Annotated in this window: 19 protein-coding genes; 10 read left to right on the forward strand and 9 right to left on the reverse strand. The window is 61.1% G+C overall.

Features of this window, described 5'->3' with window-relative positions:
- Positions 1–14: 14 nt before the first annotated feature.
- Positions 15–1,226 (forward strand): efflux RND transporter periplasmic adaptor subunit, encoded by a 1,212-nt coding sequence (locus tag ACM530_RS21750; RefSeq protein WP_179608734.1) that lies wholly within the window; start codon positions 15–17, stop codon positions 1,224–1,226.
- Positions 1,226–2,755 (forward strand): DHA2 family efflux MFS transporter permease subunit, encoded by a 1,530-nt coding sequence (locus tag ACM530_RS21755; RefSeq protein ID WP_145164010.1) that lies wholly within the window; start codon positions 1,226–1,228, stop codon positions 2,753–2,755. The genes ACM530_RS21750 and ACM530_RS21755 overlap by 1 nt, the downstream gene beginning before the upstream one ends.
- 133 nt (positions 2,756–2,888) lie before the next feature.
- Here ACM530_RS21755 and lpxH read toward each other — a convergent pair whose 3' ends face one another.
- Both lpxH and ACM530_RS21765 read right to left on the reverse strand, forming a co-directional pair.
- On the reverse strand, positions 2,889–3,638 hold the full coding sequence (gene lpxH / locus ACM530_RS21760; RefSeq protein ID WP_416363135.1) for a UDP-2,3-diacylglucosamine diphosphatase: 750 nt from the start codon (positions 3,636–3,638) through the stop codon (positions 2,889–2,891).
- Positions 3,635–4,138 carry a peptidylprolyl isomerase gene (locus ACM530_RS21765; RefSeq protein WP_106578797.1) on the reverse strand — a complete coding sequence of 168 codons (504 nt, stop codon included), beginning with the start codon at positions 4,136–4,138 and terminating at the stop codon, positions 3,635–3,637. The genes lpxH and ACM530_RS21765 overlap by 4 nt, the downstream gene beginning before the upstream one ends.
- 251 nt (positions 4,139–4,389) lie before the next feature.
- Between ACM530_RS21765 and ACM530_RS21770 the strand changes: the two genes are divergently transcribed.
- From ACM530_RS21770 to ACM530_RS21785, 4 genes are all read left to right on the forward strand, one after another.
- Entirely contained in the window at positions 4,390–6,090 is a 1,701-nt protein-coding gene (locus ACM530_RS21770) for a glutamine--tRNA ligase/YqeY domain fusion protein (RefSeq protein WP_145164014.1), read from the forward strand.
- A gap of 15 nt (positions 6,091–6,105) precedes the next feature.
- A complete protein-coding gene (cysS, locus tag ACM530_RS21775) occupies positions 6,106–7,494 on the forward strand; it encodes a cysteine--tRNA ligase (RefSeq protein ID WP_145164016.1) in 1,389 nt (462 codons plus the stop codon).
- Positions 7,495–7,947: 453 nt separating this feature from the next.
- Positions 7,948–9,039, forward strand: coding sequence for a hypothetical protein (locus tag ACM530_RS21780; protein WP_416363136.1), 1,092 nt, complete (start codon positions 7,948–7,950; stop codon positions 9,037–9,039).
- Positions 9,040–9,356: 317 nt separating this feature from the next.
- Positions 9,357–9,815 carry an HIT family protein gene (locus ACM530_RS21785; protein ID WP_145164020.1) on the forward strand — a complete coding sequence of 153 codons (459 nt, stop codon included), beginning with the start codon at positions 9,357–9,359 and terminating at the stop codon, positions 9,813–9,815.
- A gap of 124 nt (positions 9,816–9,939) precedes the next feature.
- Here the strand turns inward: ACM530_RS21785 and ACM530_RS21790 are convergent, their stop codons facing one another.
- The 7 genes from ACM530_RS21790 to ACM530_RS21820 all read right to left on the reverse strand — a co-directional run bounded on the left by ACM530_RS21790 (position 9,940) and on the right by ACM530_RS21820 (position 17,124).
- Positions 9,940–10,278, reverse strand: a complete 339-nt coding sequence (locus ACM530_RS21790; RefSeq protein ID WP_416363137.1) for a Na+/H+ antiporter subunit G — start codon at positions 10,276–10,278, stop codon at positions 9,940–9,942.
- Entirely contained in the window at positions 10,275–10,553 is a 279-nt protein-coding gene (locus ACM530_RS21795) for a K+/H+ antiporter subunit F (RefSeq protein WP_106578792.1), read from the reverse strand. The genes ACM530_RS21790 and ACM530_RS21795 overlap by 4 nt, the downstream gene beginning before the upstream one ends.
- Positions 10,550–11,038: a Na+/H+ antiporter subunit E gene (locus ACM530_RS21800; RefSeq protein ID WP_145164024.1), complete on the reverse strand. Its 489-nt coding sequence runs from the start codon at positions 11,036–11,038 to the stop codon at positions 10,550–10,552. The genes ACM530_RS21795 and ACM530_RS21800 overlap by 4 nt, the downstream gene beginning before the upstream one ends.
- The gene (locus ACM530_RS21805; RefSeq protein ID WP_416363138.1) at positions 11,035–12,717 is read right to left on the reverse strand and encodes a monovalent cation/H+ antiporter subunit D; all 1,683 of its coding nucleotides are present in this window, start codon (positions 12,715–12,717) and stop codon (positions 11,035–11,037) included. The genes ACM530_RS21800 and ACM530_RS21805 overlap by 4 nt, the downstream gene beginning before the upstream one ends.
- Entirely contained in the window at positions 12,714–13,058 is a 345-nt protein-coding gene (locus tag ACM530_RS21810; protein WP_007986256.1) for a Na+/H+ antiporter subunit C, read from the reverse strand. The genes ACM530_RS21805 and ACM530_RS21810 overlap by 4 nt, the downstream gene beginning before the upstream one ends.
- Positions 13,058–15,982, reverse strand: a complete 2,925-nt coding sequence (locus tag ACM530_RS21815; RefSeq protein ID WP_106578789.1) for a monovalent cation/H+ antiporter subunit A — start codon at positions 15,980–15,982, stop codon at positions 13,058–13,060. Before ACM530_RS21815 ends, ACM530_RS21810 begins: the two co-directional genes overlap by 1 nt.
- Positions 15,983–16,194: 212 nt before the next feature.
- Positions 16,195–17,124: a DMT family transporter gene (locus ACM530_RS21820; protein WP_179608732.1), complete on the reverse strand. Its 930-nt coding sequence runs from the start codon at positions 17,122–17,124 to the stop codon at positions 16,195–16,197.
- A gap of 92 nt (positions 17,125–17,216) precedes the next feature.
- On the opposite strand from ACM530_RS21820, the gene ACM530_RS21825 reads away from it, so the two are divergent.
- The 4 genes from ACM530_RS21825 to ACM530_RS21840 all read left to right on the forward strand — a co-directional run bounded on the left by ACM530_RS21825 (position 17,217) and on the right by ACM530_RS21840 (position 20,851).
- Complete coding sequence (locus tag ACM530_RS21825) at positions 17,217–17,780, forward strand: helix-turn-helix domain-containing protein (protein ID WP_106578787.1); 564 nt, start codon at positions 17,217–17,219, stop codon at positions 17,778–17,780.
- 155 nt (positions 17,781–17,935) lie between these two features.
- Positions 17,936–19,132: an SfnB family sulfur acquisition oxidoreductase gene (locus tag ACM530_RS21830; RefSeq protein WP_242199399.1), complete on the forward strand. Its 1,197-nt coding sequence runs from the start codon at positions 17,936–17,938 to the stop codon at positions 19,130–19,132.
- Positions 19,133–19,145: 13 nt separating this feature from the next.
- Positions 19,146–19,472 (forward strand): acyl-CoA dehydrogenase, encoded by a 327-nt coding sequence (locus ACM530_RS21835; RefSeq protein ID WP_145164034.1) that lies wholly within the window; start codon positions 19,146–19,148, stop codon positions 19,470–19,472.
- Positions 19,472–20,851, forward strand: coding sequence for an LLM class flavin-dependent oxidoreductase (locus ACM530_RS21840; RefSeq protein WP_145164036.1), 1,380 nt, complete (start codon positions 19,472–19,474; stop codon positions 20,849–20,851). The genes ACM530_RS21835 and ACM530_RS21840 overlap by 1 nt, the downstream gene beginning before the upstream one ends.
- Positions 20,852–20,921: the final 70 nt, after the last annotated feature.

Below are 20,921 nucleotides of genomic sequence, written 5' to 3' on the forward strand. Positions count from 1 at the left end.
TTGAGGTATTTGTCATGGCCACTGCCGAAAGCAACAACGCAACAGAGCAACCCAAAGAGCAGCAAAAAGACAGCAACCCACGCAAACGCAAAATCATGCTGATCGGCCTGGCGCTGATCGTGATTCTTGGCGTGATCGGCGTGTGGGCCTGGTATGAGCTTTACGGGCGCTTCAACGAAAGCACCGACGATGCCTATGTGAACGGCAACGTGGTGGAAATCACCCCGCTGGTCACCGGCACCGTGGTCAGCATCGGCGCCGACGACGGCGACCTGGTCCACGAAGGCCAGGTGCTGATCAACTTCGACCCCAATGACGCCGCTGTCGGCCTGCAAAGTGCCCAGGCCAACCTCGCGCGCACCGTGCGCCAGGTGCGGGGCTTGTACAGCAACGTTGATGGCATGAAAGCCCAGGTGCTGGCGCAGCAAGCCAACGTGCAGAAGGCCCAGGACAATTACAACCGTCGTAAGAACCTCGCCGCCGGCGGCGCGATCTCCCAGGAAGAACTGTCCCACGCCCGTGACGACCTGACCTCGGCGCAAAGCGCCCTGGCCAACGTGCAGCAACAATTCAAGACCTCCAGCGCGCTGGTGGACGACACGGTGATTTCGTCCCACCCGGACGTGCAGGCCGCCGCCGCGCAACTGCGCCAGGCGTACTTGACCAACGCCCGCAGCACCTTGATTGCACCCGTAACCGGCTATGTGGCCAAGCGCACGGTGCAATTGGGTCAGCGCGTGCAGCCGGGTACCGCGTTGATGGCGGTGATCCCGCTCAACCAGTTGTGGATCGACGCCAACTTCAAGGAAACCCAGCTGCGCGATATGCGTATCGGCCAGCCGGTGGACATCGAGTCGGATATCTACGGCAGTGACGTGAAGTACAGCGGCACCGTGGACAGCCTGGGCGCCGGTACCGGCAGCGCGTTTGCCTTGCTGCCGGCGCAGAACGCCACCGGTAACTGGATCAAGATCGTGCAACGGGTGCCCGTGCGTATTCACATCAACGCCGACGAGCTGGCCAAGCACCCGCTGCGTGTGGGCTTGAGCACCGTGGTCAACGTGGACCTGCACGACAAGAGCGGCCCGGTGCTGGCGCAGCAGGCGCCGCAAAAGGCCTCGTTCACCACCAACGTGTATGACCGCCAATTGGCCGAAGCCGATGCCATGATCACTCAGCTGATCCATGACAACAGCCTCGCCGCGCCCAAGGCTGTGCAACGCTGATGAGCAATAACGCCTCGTTCACGCCACCCAGCCTGTTGATGGCCACTATTGGCCTGTCGCTGGCGACCTTTATGCAGGTGCTCGACACCACGATCGCCAACGTGGCCTTGCCGACCATTTCCGGCAACCTCGGCGTGAGTTCGGAGCAGGGCACCTGGGTGATCACCTCGTTTGCGGTGAGCAACGCGATTGCCTTGCCGCTGACCGGCTGGTTGAGCCGGCGCTTTGGCGAGGTGAAGCTGTTTTTGTGGGCGACCATCCTGTTTGTGCTGGCCTCGTTCCTCTGCGGTATTTCCACCTCGATGCCTGAGCTGATCGGCTTTCGGGTGCTGCAGGGCCTGGTGGCCGGGCCGCTGTACCCGATGACTCAAACGTTGCTGATCGCGGTCTACCCGCCGGCGAGGCGCGGCATGGCCCTGGCGCTGCTGGCGATGGTCACGGTGGTGGCGCCGATTGCCGGCCCGATCCTTGGCGGCTGGATTACCGACAGCTACAGCTGGCCGTGGATCTTCTTTATCAACGTGCCCATCGGCATCTTCGCGGTGCTGGTGGTGCGTTCGCAGTTGAAGAAACGTCCGGTGGTCACCAGTTACCAGCCGATGGATTACGTCGGGCTGCTGAGCTTGATCGTCGGTGTCGGCGCGCTGCAGATCATCCTCGACAAGGGCAATGACCTGGACTGGTTCGAATCCAACTTCATCATCGTTGGTGCCGTGATTTCGGCGATAGCCCTGGCGGTGTTCGTCATCTGGGAAATGACCGACAAGCACCCGGTGGTCAACCTGCGGTTGTTTGCCTACCGCAACTTCCGCATCGGCACCATTGTGCTGGTGCTCGGTTATGCGGGGTTCTTCGGCATCAACCTGATCCTGCCGCAATGGCTGCAAACCCAGATGGGCTACACCGCCACCTGGGCGGGCCTGGCGGTGGCACCGATCGGCATTCTGCCGGTGCTGATGTCGCCGTTTGTGGGCAAGTACGCGCACAAGTTCGACCTGCGCTTGCTGGCGGGCCTGGCATTTTTGGCAATTGGCCTGAGCTGCTTCATGCGTGCCGGTTTCACCAATGAGGTGGACTTCACCCACATCGCCCTGGTGCAGCTGTTCATGGGCATTGGCGTGGCGCTGTTCTTCATGCCGACCTTGAGCATCTTGATGTCCGACCTGCCGCCGGCGCAAATCGCCGACGGCGCGGGCCTGGCGACCTTCCTGCGGACCCTGGGCGGCAGTTTTGCGGCCTCGCTGACCACCTGGATCTGGATTCGCCGCGCCGACCAGCACCATGCGTACATGAGCGAGAACATGACCACCTACGACTCGGCAACCCGTGATGCCTTGCAGGCACTCGGCGGGGCAGGGCACAAGGCCTATGCGCAGCTGGACCAGATTCTCACCAGCCAGGCGTACATGATGTCCACCGTGGATTACTTCACGCTGCTGGGCTGGATGTTCATGGGCTTGATCGTGATTGTGTGGCTGGCGAAACCGCCGTTTGCGGCGAAGGCCGGGCCCGAGGCTTCGGGGCACTGATCGAAAGACCGAACTCGGTCAATGTGGGAGCTGGCTTGCCTGCGATGCAGGCACCTCGGTACATCAGATACATCGAGGTGATGCTATCGCAGGCAAGCCAGCTCCCACATTTGATGGGTGTTGTGTCTGAGAATCAGGCGCCAGGCAGCGCCAGCTGCGGATTGACGAAGTCAAACGCCGCCAACGCAAACCCTTGCTCGTCTACCTGCAACGCCCAGCCCTGCTTGTCCCAATCCCCCAGCACAATGCGCTTGGCCGCCTGATCACCAATCTGCAGCTTATGGATCGCTGGGCGGTGCGTGTGGCCGTGGACCAGGGTGCGCACGCCAAATTGCTGCATCACCCGCGGCACTTCCTCGGGCGTCACATCGACAATGTCGTTGGCTTTCATGCGTGTCTGCGCGCGGCTTTCACTGCGCAGCTTGCGCGCCAGCTTGTGGCGGGTGCGCAATGGCAGGTGCCGCAGGAAAAACAGCACAATCGGGTTACGCAGGATGCGCCGCAGCTTCATGTAGCCAACGTCGCGGGTGCAAAGGCTGTCGCCGTGCATCAACAGCACAGGCTCGCCGTAGAACTGCACGACACTCGGATCCTTGAGCAAGGTGGCGCCTGCAGCTTTGCAGAACGCCTTGCCGATCAGGAAGTCACGGTTGCCGTGCATGATGAAAATCGGGGTGCCGCTGTCGCTCAGCTCACGCAGGGCCGCGCAAATCGAACGCTGGAACGGTGTCATGCCATCGTCGCCAATCCAGGCTTCAAAGAAGTCGCCCAGAATGTACAACGCCTGGGCGCCACGGGCGCGCCCGTGGAGCAAATCCAGAAACGCCCGGGTGATATCCGGGCGGTCCTCTTCCAGATGCAAATCTGAAATCAGCAATATCACCCAACGATCTCGGCTTTCTCGACGATAACGTCTTCTACCGGAACGTCCTGGTGACCGGCTTTACCGGTGGTCTGCACGGCTTTGATCTTGTCGACAACGTCCTGGCCTTCGGTCACTTTACCGAATACCGCGTAGCCCCAACCCTGCACGTTCTTGCCGCTGTGGTTCAGGAAGGCGTTGTCGGCGACGTTGATGAAGAACTGCGCGGAGGCCGAATGCGGCTCCATGGTACGGGCCATGGCGACGGTGTACTTGTCGTTGGAAAGGCCGTTGTCCGCTTCGTTCTGGATGCTTGGGCGCTTGTCTTTCTTTTCTTTCATGCCAGGCTCGAAACCGCCGCCCTGGACCATGAAGTTGCCGATGACACGGTGGAAAACGGTGTTTTCGTAGTGGCCGGCTTTAACGTATTCGATGAAGTTGGCGACGGTGATCGGCGCTTTCTCGGCGTTCAGCTCGATGACGATGTCACCGTGGTTGGTGGTCAGTTTGACTTGAGTCATGTTCACTACTCTTTTCAGGGAATTCGTGGGTTTGGACGCCTGAGCGCCTTACCTGATTGGCTAAACAGAGGCCAAGGCGCGCAGTTTAGCGTGACCTGCAGGAATTTCGAGGTGGTTTTTTACCGCCGATGCATTAAATGCAGCAGTTTTCGACCACGCTCTGTCAGCGGCTTGACAGCTTCGGCTATCATAAGCCCTTTGTTTTATCGGCCCCTACTTCTGGCCAAGCACTTCGTCTGTTCAAGGATCCTATGAGCAAGCCCACTGTCGACCCTACCTCGAATTCCAAGGCCGGACCTGCCGTCCCGGTCAATTTCCTGCGCCCGATCATCCAGGCGGACCTGGATTCGGGCAAGCACACGCAGATCGTCACCCGTTTCCCGCCTGAGCCTAACGGTTACCTGCACATCGGCCACGCCAAGTCGATCTGTGTGAACTTCGGCCTGGCCCAGGAGTTCGGTGGCGTCACGCACCTGCGTTTCGACGACACCAACCCGGCCAAGGAAGACCAGGAATACATCGATGCCATCGAAAGCGACATCAAGTGGCTGGGCTTCGAGTGGTCCGGTGAAGTGCGCTACGCCTCCAAGTATTTCGACCAGTTGTTCGACTGGGCCGTCGAGCTGATCAAGGCCGGCAAGGCTTACGTCGACGACCTGACCCCGGAGCAAGCCAAGGAATACCGTGGCAGCCTGACCGAGCCGGGCAAGAACAGCCCGTTCCGCGACCGTTCGGTCGAAGAGAACCTGGACTGGTTCAACCGCATGCGCGCCGGTGAGTTCCCGGACGGCGCCCGCGTGCTGCGCGCCAAGATCGACATGGCCTCGCCGAACATGAACCTGCGCGACCCGATCATGTACCGCATCCGCCATGCCCACCACCACCAGACCGGTGACAAGTGGTGCATCTACCCGAACTACGACTTCACCCACGGTCAGTCGGACGCCATCGAAGGCATCACCCACTCGATCTGCACCCTGGAGTTCGAAAGCCATCGCCCGCTGTACGAGTGGTTCCTCGACAGCCTGCCGGTGCCGGCGCACCCGCGTCAGTACGAATTCAGCCGCCTGAACCTGAACTACACCATCACCAGCAAGCGCAAGCTCAAGCAGCTGGTTGATGAAAAGCACGTGCATGGCTGGGACGACCCACGCATGTCGACGCTGTCGGGCTTCCGTCGTCGCGGTTACACCCCGGCGTCGATCCGTAATTTCTGCGAGATGGTCGGCACCAACCGCTCCGACGGCGTGGTCGACTACGGCATGCTCGAATTCAGCATCCGTCAGGACCTCGACGCCAACGCACCGCGCGCCATGTGCGTGCTGCGTCCGTTGAAAGTGGTGATCACCAATTACCCGGAAGACAAGGTCGAGAACCTCGAACTGCCGCGTCATCCGCAAAAAGAAGAACTCGGCGTGCGCAAGCTGCCGTTCGCGCGTGAGATCTACATCGACCGTGATGACTTCATGGAAGAGCCGCCAAAGGGCTACAAGCGCCTGGAGCCGAATGGCGAAGTGCGTCTGCGCGGCAGCTACGTGATCCGCGCCGATGAAGCGATCAAGGACGCCGATGGCAACATCGTCGAACTGCGTTGCTCCTACGACCCCGAAACCCTGGGCAAGAACCCTGAGGGCCGCAAGGTCAAAGGCGTGGTCCACTGGGTGCCGGCGGCTGCCAGCATCGAGTGCGAAGTGCGTTTGTACGATCGTCTGTTCCGTTCGCCGAACCCTGAAAAGGCTGAAGACAGCGCGAGCTTCCTGGACAACATCAACCCTGATTCCCTGCAAGTGCTCACCGGTTGTCGTGCCGAGCCATCGCTTGGCGACGCACAGCCGGAAGATCGTTTCCAGTTCGAGCGCGAAGGTTACTTCTGCGCAGATATCAAGGACTCGAAACCTGGTCAGCCGGTATTCAACCGTACCGTGACCTTGCGTGATTCGTGGGGCCAGTGATTTAAGGGAGTTGTCGTGTTAACGATCTACAACACACTCAGCAAGACCAAAGAAGTCTTCAAGCCGCTGGATGGCAACAAGGTGCGCATGTACGTGTGCGGCATGACCGTGTACGACTACTGCCACATCGGCCACGGCCGCAGCATGGTTGCCTTCGACCTGGTGACCCGCTGGTTGCGTTTCAGCGGCTATGATTTGACCTATGTGCGCAACATCACCGACATCGACGACAAGATCATCAACCGTGCCAACGAAAACGGCGAGTCGTTTGACGCGCTGACCGAACGCATGATTGCTGCCATGCACGAGGACGAGGCGCGCCTCAACATTCTCAAGCCGGACATGGAGCCGCGCGCCACGGATCACATCCCGGGCATGCACGCGATGATCCAGACCCTGATCGACAAGGGTTATGCCTACGCCCCCGGCAATGGCGACGTGTACTACCGCGTCGCCAAGTTCATGGGCTACGGCAAGCTGTCGCGCAAGAAAATCGAAGACCTGCGCATCGGCGCGCGCATCGAAGTCGACGAAGCCAAGCAAGACCCGCTCGACTTCGTGCTGTGGAAAGGCACCAAGCCCGGCGAGCCGAGCTGGGAGTCGCCATGGGGCGCCGGGCGTCCGGGCTGGCACATCGAGTGCTCGGTGATGTCCACCTGCTGCCTGGGCGAGACTTTCGACATTCATGGCGGCGGCAGCGATCTTGAGTTCCCGCACCACGAAAACGAAATCGCCCAAAGCGAAGCCGCTACCGGCAAGACGTACGCCAACGCCTGGATGCACTGCGGCATGATCCGCATCAATGGCGAGAAGATGTCCAAGTCCTTGAACAACTTCTTCACCATTCGCGACGTGCTGGAAAAGTACCACCCGGAAGTGGTGCGTTACCTGCTGGTATCGAGCCACTACCGCAGCGCCATCAACTACTCGGAAGACAACCTCAAGGACGCCAAGGGCGCCCTGGAACGTTTCTACCACGCGTTGAAAGGCCTGCCAGCCGTGGCGCCTGCCGGCGGCGAAGCGTTCGTGGCACGGTTTACCGAAGTGATGAACGACGACTTCGGCACGCCGGAAGCCTGTGCGGTGCTGTTCGAGATGGTGCGTGAGATCAACCGCTTGCGCGAGACTGATCTGGATGCAGCGGCCGGGCTGGCTGCACGCTTGAAAGAGCTGGCCAGCGTGCTCGGTGTGTTGCAGATGGAAGCCGATGACTTCCTGCAAGCCGGCGCTGAAGGGCGTGTGGATGCGGCGCAAGTTGATGCGCTGATTCAGGCGCGTCTGGCTGCGCGGGCTAACAAAGACTGGGCGGAATCCGACCGTATCCGTGACCAACTGACCGCGATGGGTGTGGTGTTGGAAGACGGCAAGGGCGGGACGACGTGGCGGTTGGCTGATCAAGCTTGATTGGTAAACGCTGAATGAAAACGCCCCGACTGGTTCGGGGCGTTTTTTTTTGCACATCGTTTTAACGGCTCACTTGATCCAGTGTGGGAGCGGGCTTGCTCGCGAATGCGGTGCATCAGCCAATGAATCTGGCGACTGACCCACCGCCTTCGCGAGCAAGCCCGCTCCCACAATTCGACCGATTTAAGCTTCCACAATTTGGTCGGCTGCAATGCCGCCTGGGTTTTGCTTTTCTGTGGGAGCTGGCTTGCCTGCGATGCAGACGCCTCGGTGCATCAGCGTTACCCAGGCAATGCTATCGAAGGGCACGCCAGCGCTTCCTCGAATTGTCGTTGAAAGTTCTGCGATGGACAGGGCAGCGAGCCTACATAAGGTATGGAACTGTCCGCATCCGACTTACCACTGAGCGGGTGAGAGCCCTGCGGGCTTTTCACTTAATCGGGAGCGTTGCAGATGTGGAATTCAGGGGCGGCAGGGACGGGAGGTGTGGGCGCCGGGTATGCGCCAAATGGGGTGCGACCCAGGGCGGTTTCCGTTGCGCCTGCGGCCGAAGTGGTTGCGGTCAAACAGCAGCTCAATGAGTTATTTGATGCGACAGGTTCCAAGGCGCAAATGGCTCAACGGTTATCTTTCAGTTTGAAGGCGCTTCTGGAAAAGGTGGACAGCGGTACGTTCAAGAACGATCTCCACAAGCTGATTCAAACCTTGGACGTCTACATAGCCTCCCAAGCGGCAGTTTTTCAGTCTATACAGCACCTGTTCCCGGATGCGGGGCGAGAGTCTCTGTCCAGCCGGTCGCATGACACTGGCCACCCCCGTGCACATAACGGACCTGGGCTTCGTCATCCGCGGCAGGTAAGTCATAACACTCCCACTCAGAGGATGAGTCTTGATGACCTCTACACCGACAGGAGTAATCCTGGCAGAAGACCTGGCGTGGGTAATGAGCCCGGCAATATCTGGAGTGGTTTCAAGCAGGGGCCAAATAAAAGCAATTGCACGACGGTGGCAGCCATAAAGGTCGCAATGATGAAGTTTGGCCAGAAGCCGACCGATATTTACAAGCAGGTAATCGCAGCGGGTGATGGCTGGAACATACAGATGCGGGATGACCGCTGGTACCACCTGTCCAAAGATGAGCTGGCGCAGGCAACCTATAGATCTGAGTTCAGTGGCGATAATCCGGCGATGGTGGCAGATGCTAATTTTCTGTATGCCGTGAGTGCTAAACGGGCGCAAATGGAGAATAACGACGGTTATGCCGCGCGAGGTTTCGAGAGCGCGTTATACAGCATCAATGACGGTGAGCCCTTTGGTCACAATTACAATGGGTTCGTGCGCCTGGGCCTGAGTGCCCACATCCAAAAAACCACTGTTGAAAACTTGGCGCGTGGGCAACTGGGTCTTGTGACTCATGGCGTTCCGGTTAACGGTCAAATGGTGGGCCATTCGCTTGCAGTGATCAATGGGCGAGAGGAAGTGTGGGGTAGGCAAGGCGGGAGTCCACCGACTGACATCTACGCCAACGCGGTGACCTTGGTTTGACGTGTGATTGGGGCTGTTGATTGGCCCCTTTACCGTCCCAGAGCACCTTGCCAAACCCATTCTGCGACGCATACGTGCCGACATGGCGCAGTTCACGCTCACTACCAATCTGGCTGAATAAGGGAATCCCTTGTCCCAACAGCACCGGGATACGGGTGATGATCAGCTCATCGATCAGGGCGGCCCATCACCGTGGCGTTTCTGATCTCAATTTCGTAAGAGCTTTCGGAAAATTGTCTTTTGTTTTGACGCTCGTCCATTCATGGCTTTAGATGATCGCCACGACCAAACCCATGATGAAACTGGCGGTGATTTGAATGGATTGTATTTTTTGCAGCATTGTCCGAAAGACCTCTCCAGCCCACATTCTGTGGGAGGACGAACACCATATGGCGTTCCTGTCGATCTTCCCCAACACGCCGGGTTTCAGCGTGGTGATCCCCAAGCAACATTACGGCAGTTATGCGTTTGCGCAGTCGGATAAGGTGCTGGCCGACCTTGTTGTCGCCACCAAAAAAACCGCACTGCAGATCGACCGGGCGTTTCCGGATGTGGCGCGCACCGGGATGATGCTGGAAGGGTATGGGGTGGATCACCTGCATGCGAAGCTGTTTCCCATGCATGGCACGGGCTCGGACAGTGCGTTCAAGCCGTTGAGTTCGAAGGTGGACAAGTTCTTCGAGGCGTATGAGGGCTATATCTCGTCCCACGATCATGTACGGGCGGATGATGCTGAGTTGGCAGAGCTGGCGGCCAGAATCCGATCCTTCGCCTAGCGCAAATCAATGTGGGAGCGGGCTTGCTCGCGAATGCGCAGTGTCAGTCAATACATGGGTGACTGATGTACCGCATTCGCGAGCAAGCCCGCTTCCACATGTTTTACTGTGTGCGCCTGGCCGATCAGCGGCGGCTGCTGACCTCTGCGGGCACATCGTCCCCGGCCATGCGTTTGCGGAACAGTGCAGTGCGAGCCAGCAGCAGCGTGGTCACCGGCACCGTGATCGACAGCAGAATCGGAATCAACCAGCCGTGCAGCACCGGCGCGGACTTGAGCACCGAAAAGTAGATGATCGACGCCAACGCCACACACCACGCACCCAATGTAGAGGCCAGCGCCGGCGGGTGCATGCGCTGGAAAAAGTCCTTCATGCGCAGCAGACCGATCGCGCCGATCAGTGCGAATACGCTGCTCAGCACCAGCAATAGCGCCACGCTGGCTTCAACCCATAACGGCATCATTCAATCACCTCGCCACGCAGCAGGAATTTCGCCAGGGCGAACGACCCGACAAAGCCAAACAGCGCAATCAGCAGCGCCGCTTCAAAGTAGGTGTCACTGGCGTAGCGGATGCCGAGTACCAGCATCATCAGCATCGCCAGGATGTACAGATAGTCCAGTGCCAGAACCCGGTCCTGTGCCGACGGGCCTTTGAACAGGCGCGCCAGTGTCAGCACCATGGCCAGCGAGAACAGGAACAGGCTGATCAGGATCGCGTTGGAGAGCAGGGCGCTCATTCGAAGATCTCCATCAGGGGCCGCTCGTAGGTGGTTTTGAAGTGCTCGATAAAGGGCGCTTCATCCTCAAGGTCGAACACGTGCAACAGCAGAATGCTGCGGTCCAGCGCCAGTTCCGACCAGACCGTGCCGGGTGTGACGCTGGTGATCATCGACAGTACGGCCAGGCCGTTGGCGTCGCGCAGGTCCAGCGGGATTTTGATAAAGCGCGAACGCGGCGCACGCGAGCCGCAGATCAGCACACCCCAGGCCACTTGCAGATTAGAGATGATCACGTCGCGGCCCACCACCAGAAACAGGCGCAGGATCACCCCGGGGCGGCGGATGCGGATCGGCAACGGGCGCAGCGGCGCCATCAGCAGCGGGGCAAGAAAGCCCAGCAGCGCGCCGAGCAGCAGGTTGCCGGGGCTGACGGACAGGTTCAGCACCAGCCACAACAGCCACAACGCCAGCGATAACCAGGGGGCAGGGAACAGACGCTTCATGGCTGCACCTCCAGGGCGGCGGTCTTGGCTTCAGGGCTCGGCACCGGGCGCGTCGCCAGGACGGCCATCACGTAGTGTTCCGGGTTGTTCAGGCTTTCGGCGGTGGCCTGGGTGTAGCGCATCAACGGCTCGGCCTTGAAAGTCAGCAGGATGCTCAGGCCGAGCAGGAAGAAGATCGGCAGGCACTCGTAGCGGCGCAGCAGCGGAGAGGGGCGCTCTTCCGGCGTCCAGAAGCGCTGGATGCCCAGGCGGGCGAAGGCGATCAGCGACGCCAGGCCTGACAGGATCAGCAATGTCACCAAGCCCCAGGCGGCGGGGCGTATGGGTTCATCCACCGCATTCCCCAGCCCCAGCGGGTTGACCAGCGCGCTCAACAGGCTGAGCTTGCCGATAAAACCAGACAGCGGCGGCATCCCGATAATCAGCAGCGCACAGGCGACAAAGCTCAAACCCAGGAACGCCATGGTCCATGGAATCACCTGGCCGACCACGGCTTTCTGTTCATCGTCGAGGTTCACGCCGGGCCGTGGATGCAACGACTCCATGGCCTTGGGCAACGCATCGATTTCCTCGTCCAGCGGCAGGTCATTGGCCGAGCGCGAACGCTCGATCAGTTCGGCCAGCAGGAACAGCGCGCTCAATGCCAGCGTCGAGCTGACCAGATAGAACAGCGCTCCGGCCGTCAGGCTTGGCTGAGCAAAGCCCACGGCCGACAGCAGAATCCCGGCCGACACCAGAATGCTCAAGCTGGCCATGCGTTCCAGCCGCTGCGCCGCTACCATCGCCAATGCTGCGCAAATGATCGTCGCCATGCCGCCGTACACCAGCCAGTCGCCGCCAAACAGCGCCGAAGCACCGGCTTGCTCCGAAAACAGCAGGGTCCACAGGCGCAGCACGGTGTACACGCCCACCTTGGTCATAATCGCAAACATCGCCGCCACCGGCGCGCTGGCCGAGGAGTAGGCGGGCGCCAGCCAGAAGTTCAGCGGCCACATGCCGGCTTTGGCCAGGAACGCTGTTGCCAGAATTGCCGCGCCTGCGTGCAACAGGCCGCGATCGGCCTCTGGCACCAAGGGGATTTTCAGTGCCAGGTCAGCAAAATTCAGCGTGCCGGTGACGCCGTAGATCATCGCCGCGCCAATCAGGAACAGCGACGAGGCCAGCAGGTTGATCGCGATGTAATGCAGCCCCGACGACACCCGCGCACGGCCCGAGCCGTGCAGCATCAAACCATAGGACGCCGCCAGCAGCACTTCGAAGAAAACGAACAGGTTGAACAGGTCCGCCGTCAGGAAGGCGCCGTACAGGCCCATCATCTGGATCTGGAACAGCGCGTGGAAGCTGGTACCGGCGCGGTCCCAACGGGCCATGGCGAACAGCAGCGCGCTCACGCCGATAATCCCGGTGAGCACCAGCATCATCGCCGACAGTTGGTCCACCACCAGCACGATGCCGAACGGTACCTGCCAGTTGCCCGGCAGGTACACACCGATGGAGCCGGGGCCGCCTTGTTGTGTCCAGTACAGCAGCAGGACGGCGATGCCCAGGCCGATGATGCTGGAAAACAGGTTGATTTTTGCCTTCAGCGGACGGCGTTTTTCGCCGAGCATCAGCATCAGCGCGGCGGTCAGCAACGGCAGCAGGATCGGCGCGACGATCAGTTGATTGATCCACGTCATTCCTTGGGCTCCCGACCGTCTACATGGTCAGTGCCGGTCAGACCGCGTGAGGCCAGCAGCACCACCAGAAACAGCGCGGTCATGGCGAAGCTGATCACGATGGCCGTCAGTACCAGCGCCTGGGGCAGGGGATCGGTGTAGTGCAGAAGGTCTTGCGGCACGCCGTCCTTGATAATCGGCTCCTTGCCGATAAACAGGCTGCCCATGCTGAAAATGAACAGGTTGACCCCGTACGACAGCAGGCACAGGCCCATCACCACCTGGAACGTCCGTGGCCGCAGGATCAGCCAGACGCCGGAGGCCGCCAGGACCCCAATGGCAATTGCGATGACTTCTTCCATCAGGCGGCTCCTTGCGTTGCGGCAACCACTTTTTTGGCCTGGTTGCTCGGTTTGTGGGCCCGCACGGACTGGTGGCCGAGGGCGGTGAGCATCAGCAGCGTGGAACCGACGACCATGGCGTACACGCCGACGTCGAAGAACAGAGCGCTGGCGATATGGATATCGCCGAGCACCGGCACGCTGAAATGCCAGGTGTGGGTGGTGAGGAACGGGTAACCGGCAAACAGCGCGCCGAGCCCGGTCAGGGTTGCCGAAAGCAGGCCAAAACCCATCCAGCGCATTGGCCGCAGGCTCATCTGCGCCTCAACCCACTGCGTACCGGCAACCATGTATTGCAGGATGAACGCTACCGACATCACCAGGCCTGCGACAAAGCCGCCGCCCGGCTGGTTATGACCGCGCATGAACAGGTAGAACGACACCACCAGCGCAATTGGCAGCAGCAGGCGCACCAGCACCGCCGGCACCATCATGAAGCCCAGCGCGGTGTCGCTGGCCTGGCGCGGGTTGACCAGGTCGGTGGCCACGTCCGGCGCCAACTGGCGCTGTTGCGCGGGCAGTTGCATGCTTTCTTTGGACGGACGGAAGCGCCGCAGCAGGGCATACACCGTCAGCGCCACGGCGCCGAGCACGGTGATTTCGCCGAGGGTATCGAAGCCACGGAAGTCGACGAGCATCACGTTCACGACGTTGCTGCCGCCGCCTTCGGGCAGGGCGCGGCTGAGGTAGAACGAGGAGATATCGTTGGGGGTCTGGCGGGTCAGCATCGCGTAGGACAGCAGCGCCATGCCGCCGCCCACCACGGTGGACAGCAGGAAGTCACGCAGGCGGCGAATGCGCGCCTTGCGCAACGAGCTGGGCAATGGCGACACTTCTTCGATCCGCCGTGGCAGCCAGCGCAGGCCCAGCAGAATCAGCACGGTGGTCACCACTTCGACGACCAGCTGCGTCAACGCCAGGTCCGGCGCCGAGAACCACACGAAGGTGATGCAGGTCATCAAGCCGCACACGCTGACCATGGTCAGGGCTGCCAGCCGGTGATACTTGGCTTGCCACGCGGCGCCGAGGGCGCAGGCAATCGCCAGCAGCCACAGGGTCACAAACACAATGGAGCCCGGGATCTTCGGCCGGTCGCCCCAGCTGAGGCCGCTGTTGAGCATCGGGATCAAACCTGCAATCACCGCCGCCATCACCAGCAGGAACAGCTGGGTCTGCAGGCGTTTGGTGCTGATGCGTTTTTCGATCCGGCGCACGCCGCGCATCATCACCACCAGGCTGCGCTCGAACATACGCTTGCCGTTGAAGTAGCTGATGACCGGCGGGTACTTGAAGCGGCCACGTTTGAGCTGTTTGCGCAGCAGCAGGTAGAGCACCACGCCGCCGGACATCGCCACCAGGCTCATGATCATCGGCGCGTTCCAGCCGTGCCAGATCGCCAGGCTGTACTCGGGCAGCACACCACCGACCACCGGCAGCGCAGCGGCAGCGAGGATCGAGCCGACCACCTGGGCCGGGAAGATGCCCACCAGCAGGCAGGTGAACACCAGCAGTTCCACCGGCGCGCGCATCCAGCGCGGCGGTTCGTGGGGCGTATGCGGCAAGTCGGTGGCGGGCGGGCCGAAGAACACATCGACGGTAAAGCGCAGCGCATAGGCGACGCTGAAAGTGCCGGCGATGGTTGCAATCATCGGCAGGGCGATTTCCACCCAGGCGGTCGCCGAGATAAATACCGTTTCAGCGAAGAACATCTCTTTGGACAGGAAGCCATTGAGCAACGGCACTCCGGCCATCGACGCACTGGCCACCATCGCCAGGGTCGCGGTAAACGGGATCAGGCGCACCAGACCGCTGAGCTTGCGAATATCACGGGTGCCGCTTTCGTGGTCGATGATGCCCGCCGCCATGAACAGCGAGGCCTTGAACGTGGCGTGGTTGAGGATATGGAACACCGCAGCGACGGCGGCCAGCGGGCTGTTGAGGCCCAGCAGCAGGGTGATCAGCCCGAGGTGGCTGATGGTGGAGTAGGCCAGCAGGCCCTTGAGATCGTTTTGAAACATGGCGCAGTAAGCGCCGAGGAGGAGGGTGATGGCGCCGGCACCGCCGACGATCCAGAACCATTCTTCGCTGCCGGACAGCGACGGCCACAGGCGGGCCAGCAGGAACACGCCGGCTTTCACCATCGTCGCCGAGTGCAGGTACGCCGAAACCGGCGTCGGTGCCGCCATCGCGTGGGGCAGCCAGAAGTGGAAGGGGAACTGTGCGCTTTTGCTCAGGGCGCCGATCAGCACCAGGGCGAGCATGACCGGGTACAGCGAGTGCGCGCGAATCTGATCGCCCGCCGCCAGCACCTGGTCCAGGTCATAGCTGCCGACGATATGCCCCAGCAGCATCACGCCGGCCAACAGGCACAGGCCGCCCGCACCGGTGACCATCAGCGCCATATAGGCGCCGCGCCTGGCATCGGCGCGGTGGTGCCAATAGCCGATCAACAGGAACGAGAACAGGCTGGTCAGTTCCCAGAAGAACACGATCTGGATCAGGTTGCCGGAAATCACCAACCCGAGCATGGCGCCCATGAAGGCCAGGAAAAACGCGAAGAAACGCGGCACCGGGTCGTCCGGCGACATGTAGTAGCGCGCATACAGCGACACCAGCGAGCCGATGCCCAGCACCAGCATCGAGAACAGCCAGGCAAACCCATCCATGCGCAGCACGAAGTTCAACCCAAGGCTGGGCAACCACATGAATTCTTCGCGGATCACGCCACCGTGGGCGATCTGAGGGTAGAGCAGGGCGACTTGAATGGTGCCGACCAGGGCCACGAGGCCAGCCAACAGGGATTCGGTGTTACGTGCATTGTGCGGCAGCAAGGCCGCCAGACAGCTGCCAATAAAAGGCAGAAGCAGTAGAACTATCAGGGACATAGGCTTCTAATCTGCGGGAGTTTGGGATGCATCATACGTGCCGCTTTGTCGATCACCAAACGCCAAGATGTGGCAGGATCCTACAAGGTAGGCTGAAAAACCCCCGTTTGGCATTGTTTCAGCTGGCGCCATTGCAGCCGTCACCACGGCTTCCTGTGGGAGCTGGGCTTGCCCGCGATGGCGATCTTACAGCCATTACCAGCAGTCAGACCTTACCCCTGCTGCTCCTGTTCCCTTTCATCCTGCAGTTCGATGGCCTTCTGCCCTTTAGTCTTCAGCTCACTCACAATCACTGCCGCCACAATCAACGCCGCCCCCACCATCGCGATCGGCGGGAAGCGCTCACCGGCCATCCGTCCGATCACGCCGGCCCACACCGGTTCACCGGCGTAGATCAAGGTGGCGCGTGTCGGCGAGACACTCTGCTGCGCCCAGTTCATCGCGACCTGGATCACCGCGCTGGTCAAGCCCAGGCCTACCGCGCTGAATACCAGCAACCACGAGAAACCTGGCAAGGGTTCCCCCATCGGCACCACCATCAGAAACGACAATAACGACGCCGTGGCCAGTTGCACCACGGTCACCCGGCGTACATCCACCTGCCCGGCAAACGCGCTGATCAGAATGATTTCGGCGGCCACCGCCACGGCACAGATCAGCGTGGCGATTTCGCCGGGGCTGAAGTTCAGCGACGCGCCGGCCGGGCCGGTGAGCAGCATCAAGCCGGTAAACGCCAGCATGATGCCGATGGCTGGCATCAGCCCCGGGCGGCGACCCAGCACCAGCCATTGCAGCAGCGGCACGAACGGCACATACAGCGCGGTGATGAACGCCGACTGACTGCTCGGAATAGTCTGCAGCCCGATGGTCTGCATGCCGTAGCCGAACATGATCGAGGTGCCGATGAAGGCGCCGGCTTTCAATTCAAACAAGGTCAGGCCGCGCAGGGTGCGCAACGAAAAGAACCCAACCACGATGGCCGCTGCGGCAAACCGCAGCCCCACGAAAAACATCGGTCCGCTGACCGTCATCGCATGTTGCACCAGCAAAAAGGTGCCGCCCCAGATCATGGTGATCACCACCAGAATGCATTCGGCTTTGCTGAAACGGTTGAAGCGTGAGGAAGGGTTCGGGGCAGTCATGGCGGCTCGGTCTTGCAAGGGAAAGGCACGGACCGCACAATGCGCCGCACGCTGGGCAGTATACTGCGCACACCTACCTATTGAGCAATATAGTGCACAAAGAAAATCCACATCGGGCGTCGGTCCTGCAACACGTCAGCCAGAACGTCCGTCGTTTGCGGCATGCTGCCGACATGAGCCAGACCGCGCTATCGGAAAAGTCCGGCGTCAGCCGGCGCATGCTGGTGGCCATCGAGGCGGGCGAGAAGAATGTCAGCCTGTCCACCCTGGACCGCGTCGCCGAAGCCCTGGATGTGGCTTTCAGCGACCTGATCCAGGCGCCGGATGCCGGCGATCACAGCCGCATCAACGAGCTGGCGTGGGCCGGCGACATTCCCGGCAGTAAAGCCGTATTGCTGGCCAAGGCCACTGCCCGGCGCGAGGTGGAGTTGTGGGAGATGCGCCTGGAACCGGGCGACCGTTACAGCCCGGAACCCGACCCGGAAGGCTGGAGCGTGCAGCTGTTTGTGTTCGAAGGCCGCCTGACCCTGATCCTCGATGACGAAGAAAAACACGTGGCCACCGGTGAGTTCTTCATGTTCGCCAGCCGCCAGGCCCACGGCTATCGCAATGATGGTGAGGTGGCGGTGCGCTTCGTGCGTAACGTGGTGATCTAACTGTCTGCCAGGCAACAGTGGATGGACACTTTGCTCGCCTGCACACGCAGGCCTTTCAAGGTTTTAGCCGCAACACCCTGATTTTATTGGCGATTAAATTCAGGCACGACTCCTGCAATCACCCAGGTCATCTCACCGGAGCCTGGAGTCGGCCCATGTCAGCCCACCCTCAACAACCTGCCCATATCATTCGCTCGGACGCCGAGGCCATCGAGGTCGCCACGCGCCTGGCCGCACGCTTTGCCGTCGACGCCAGTGCACGCGACCGCGAGCGGCGCTTGCCGGTGGCCGAACTTGACGAGTTTTCTGCCAGCGGTTTGTGGGGCATCACCATTCCTAAAGCCTATGGCGGCGCCGAGGTGTCCTATGTGACGGTGGCCGAGGTGATCAAGTTGATTTCCGCCGCCGACCCATCGCTGGGGCAAATCCCGCAGAACCATTTGGGCGTGGTGGACATCCTGCTGCAAACCGCCACAGAGGAACAAAAGCGCCACTACTTCGGCAAGGTCCTGGCCGGTTATCGGTTCGGCAATGCCTTCTCCGAAGCCAAGAGCAAAAACGCCGGCACGTTTGATACCCAGATCCGTTTTGAGCACGACACCGCGCAAATCAACGGCGAGAAGTTCTACTGCACCGGCGCGCTGTTCGCGCATATCGTGCCCACCGTCGGCAACAATGAAAACGGCCAGGCCTTTATTGCGTTCGTTGAACGCGATGCGCCGGGGCTCACGGTGGTTGATAGCTGGGACGGCTTTGGCCAACGCACCACCGCCAGCGGCGGGGTGACACTCGACGGCGTGAGCGTGCCGCGCACCGCAGTGATCCCGGCTCACCTGGCCTTTGACCAACCCACCGCCAACGGCCCGATCTCGCAGATCATCCAGGCCGCCGTCGACACCGGCATCGCCCTTGGCGCGCTTGAACACGCCAAAATCCACGCGCGCCAGGCGCGGCCCTGGATCGACAGCCAACAGGAACACGGCTGGCAAGACCCATTCACCATCGCCGCGATTGGCGACCTGCAATGGCGCGTGCACGGCACCGAAGCCATTCTTGCCAAAGCCGGCAAGGCGGTCGACCTGGCCCTGGCCGAGCCGAACGAAGACACCGTGGCCCACGCCTCGCTGGTCGTCGCCCAGGCCAAAGTGCTGTCGGCCGAAACCGCCTTGCTCGCCAGCAGCAAACTCTTCGAACTCGCCGGCACTCGCTCGGTGACCGCCAAGCACAACCTCGACCGCTTCTGGCGCAATGCGCGCACCCACACCCTGCACGACCCGGCCCGCTGGAAATACCACCTGATCGGCAACTTCGTGCTCAACGGCGTGAAGCCCGCCCGCCACGCCTGGAACTGAGGAACCTGACCCCATGACCGCACTGAATCACGCGCGCCAACTGCTGGAAAGCACCCGCCGCACGGTTGAGCGAAGCGATGACCCCTACGTGATCAGCCGCTTCGGCGATTGGCAGATCCGCGTCGATGTGGCCGCTGCCTTGCTTGAGCGCGCCGCCACCGACCCAAGCCCGGTGGCCCTCACCGAAGCGCAGATCGCCGCCGCCGAAGCGCTGATTTTCGCCAGCAATGCCGAGTTCGAACTCACCGGCCAGCGCACCGCGCTGCCGCCCAGCCTTGATGATCCGTTGCGCAGCAAATACCAGATTGTCGGCAACTACCACCTCAACGGAGCGCTTTGATGTCCCGTGAAATCCGCTTGAATGCCTTCGACATGAACTGCGTCGGCCACCAATCGCCCGGGCTGTGGGCGCACCCGCGTGACCGTTCGTGGCAGTACAAAGACCTGGAGTACTGGACCGACCTGGCCAAAATCCTCGAACGCGGCAAATTCGACGGGTTGTTTATCGCCGACGTGCTGGGTATTTACGACGTGTACAACGGCAACGGTGACGCGGCGATTCGCCAGGCGGCGCAGGTGCCCGTCAATGACCCGTTGTCATTGATTGCGCCGATGGCACTGGTCACCGAACACCTGGGTTTCGGCCTGACCGCCTCGTTGTCGTTCGAGCACCCGTACCCGTTTGCCCGCAGGCTTTCCACCCTCGATCACCTGACCAAGGGTCGCGTCGGTTGGAACATCGTCACCTCGTACCTGGAAAGCGGCGCCAAAAACCTCGGCCAGAAAGCCCAGACCGAACACGACGCACGCTATGACTACGCCGAGGAATACCTGGAGGTTTGCTACAAACTCTGGGAAGGCAGCTGGGAAGAGGGCGCGGTATTGCGTGATCGCGAGCGCCGAATTTTCAGCGACCCGAGCAAAATCCACGAAATCCGCCACGTTGGCAAACACTTCCAGGTGCCCGGTATTCATCTGTGCGAGCCGTCGCCGCAGCGCACGCCGGTGCTGTACCAGGCCGGGGCGTCCAGCCGTGGCAAGCAGTTCGCCGCCGAGCAGGCCGAGTGCGTGTTTGTCGCGGCACCGTCCAAGGTGTTGCTGAAAAAGACCGTGGCCGATATCCGCCGCCGTGCCGCAGAAGCCGGGCGCGACCCGAAGAAAATCCTGATTTTCAACTTGCAGACGGTGATCGTCGGCGAGACGGACGCCAGGGCCAAGGCCAAGTTTGACGAGTACAAATCCTACGTCAGCTACGAAGGCGCGATGGCACTGATCTCTGGCTGGACCGGTATCGACTTCAGCCAGTTCAAACCCGATGAACCGCTCAAGCACGTGCACACCAACGCCATTCAGTCGGCGGTGGAGGCCTTCTCCACGGCGGACCCGAACAAAGTCTGGACGCCCAACGAACTGGCCGACTGGGTTGGCATTGGCGGCTTTGGCCCGTTGTTTGTCGGTGGCCCTGAAACCGTGGCCGACCTGCTGCAGGAATGGGTCGAGGAGACTGACGTGGACGGTTTCAATCTGGCCTATGCGCTGACCCACGAAACCTTTATCGACGCCGTGGACCTGTTGGTGCCGGAGCTGCAAAAGCGCGGCGTGTACAAGACCGAATACGCCCAGGGCACCTTGCGCGAGAAGTTGTTCGGCGATGGCGCACGGCTGGCGCCGAATCATCCGGGTGCCGGTTACAGGGATCTTAAGGCCAGCGCTCTATAACTGAACAAACCCAATCCATGTGGGAGCTGGCTTGCCTGCGATAGCGTCGGGTCAGCTGGAAATGTGCCGA

Source organism: Pseudomonas sp. NFX183, assembly GCF_047943075.1.
Lineage (GTDB): Bacteria > Pseudomonadota > Gammaproteobacteria > Pseudomonadales > Pseudomonadaceae > Aquipseudomonas.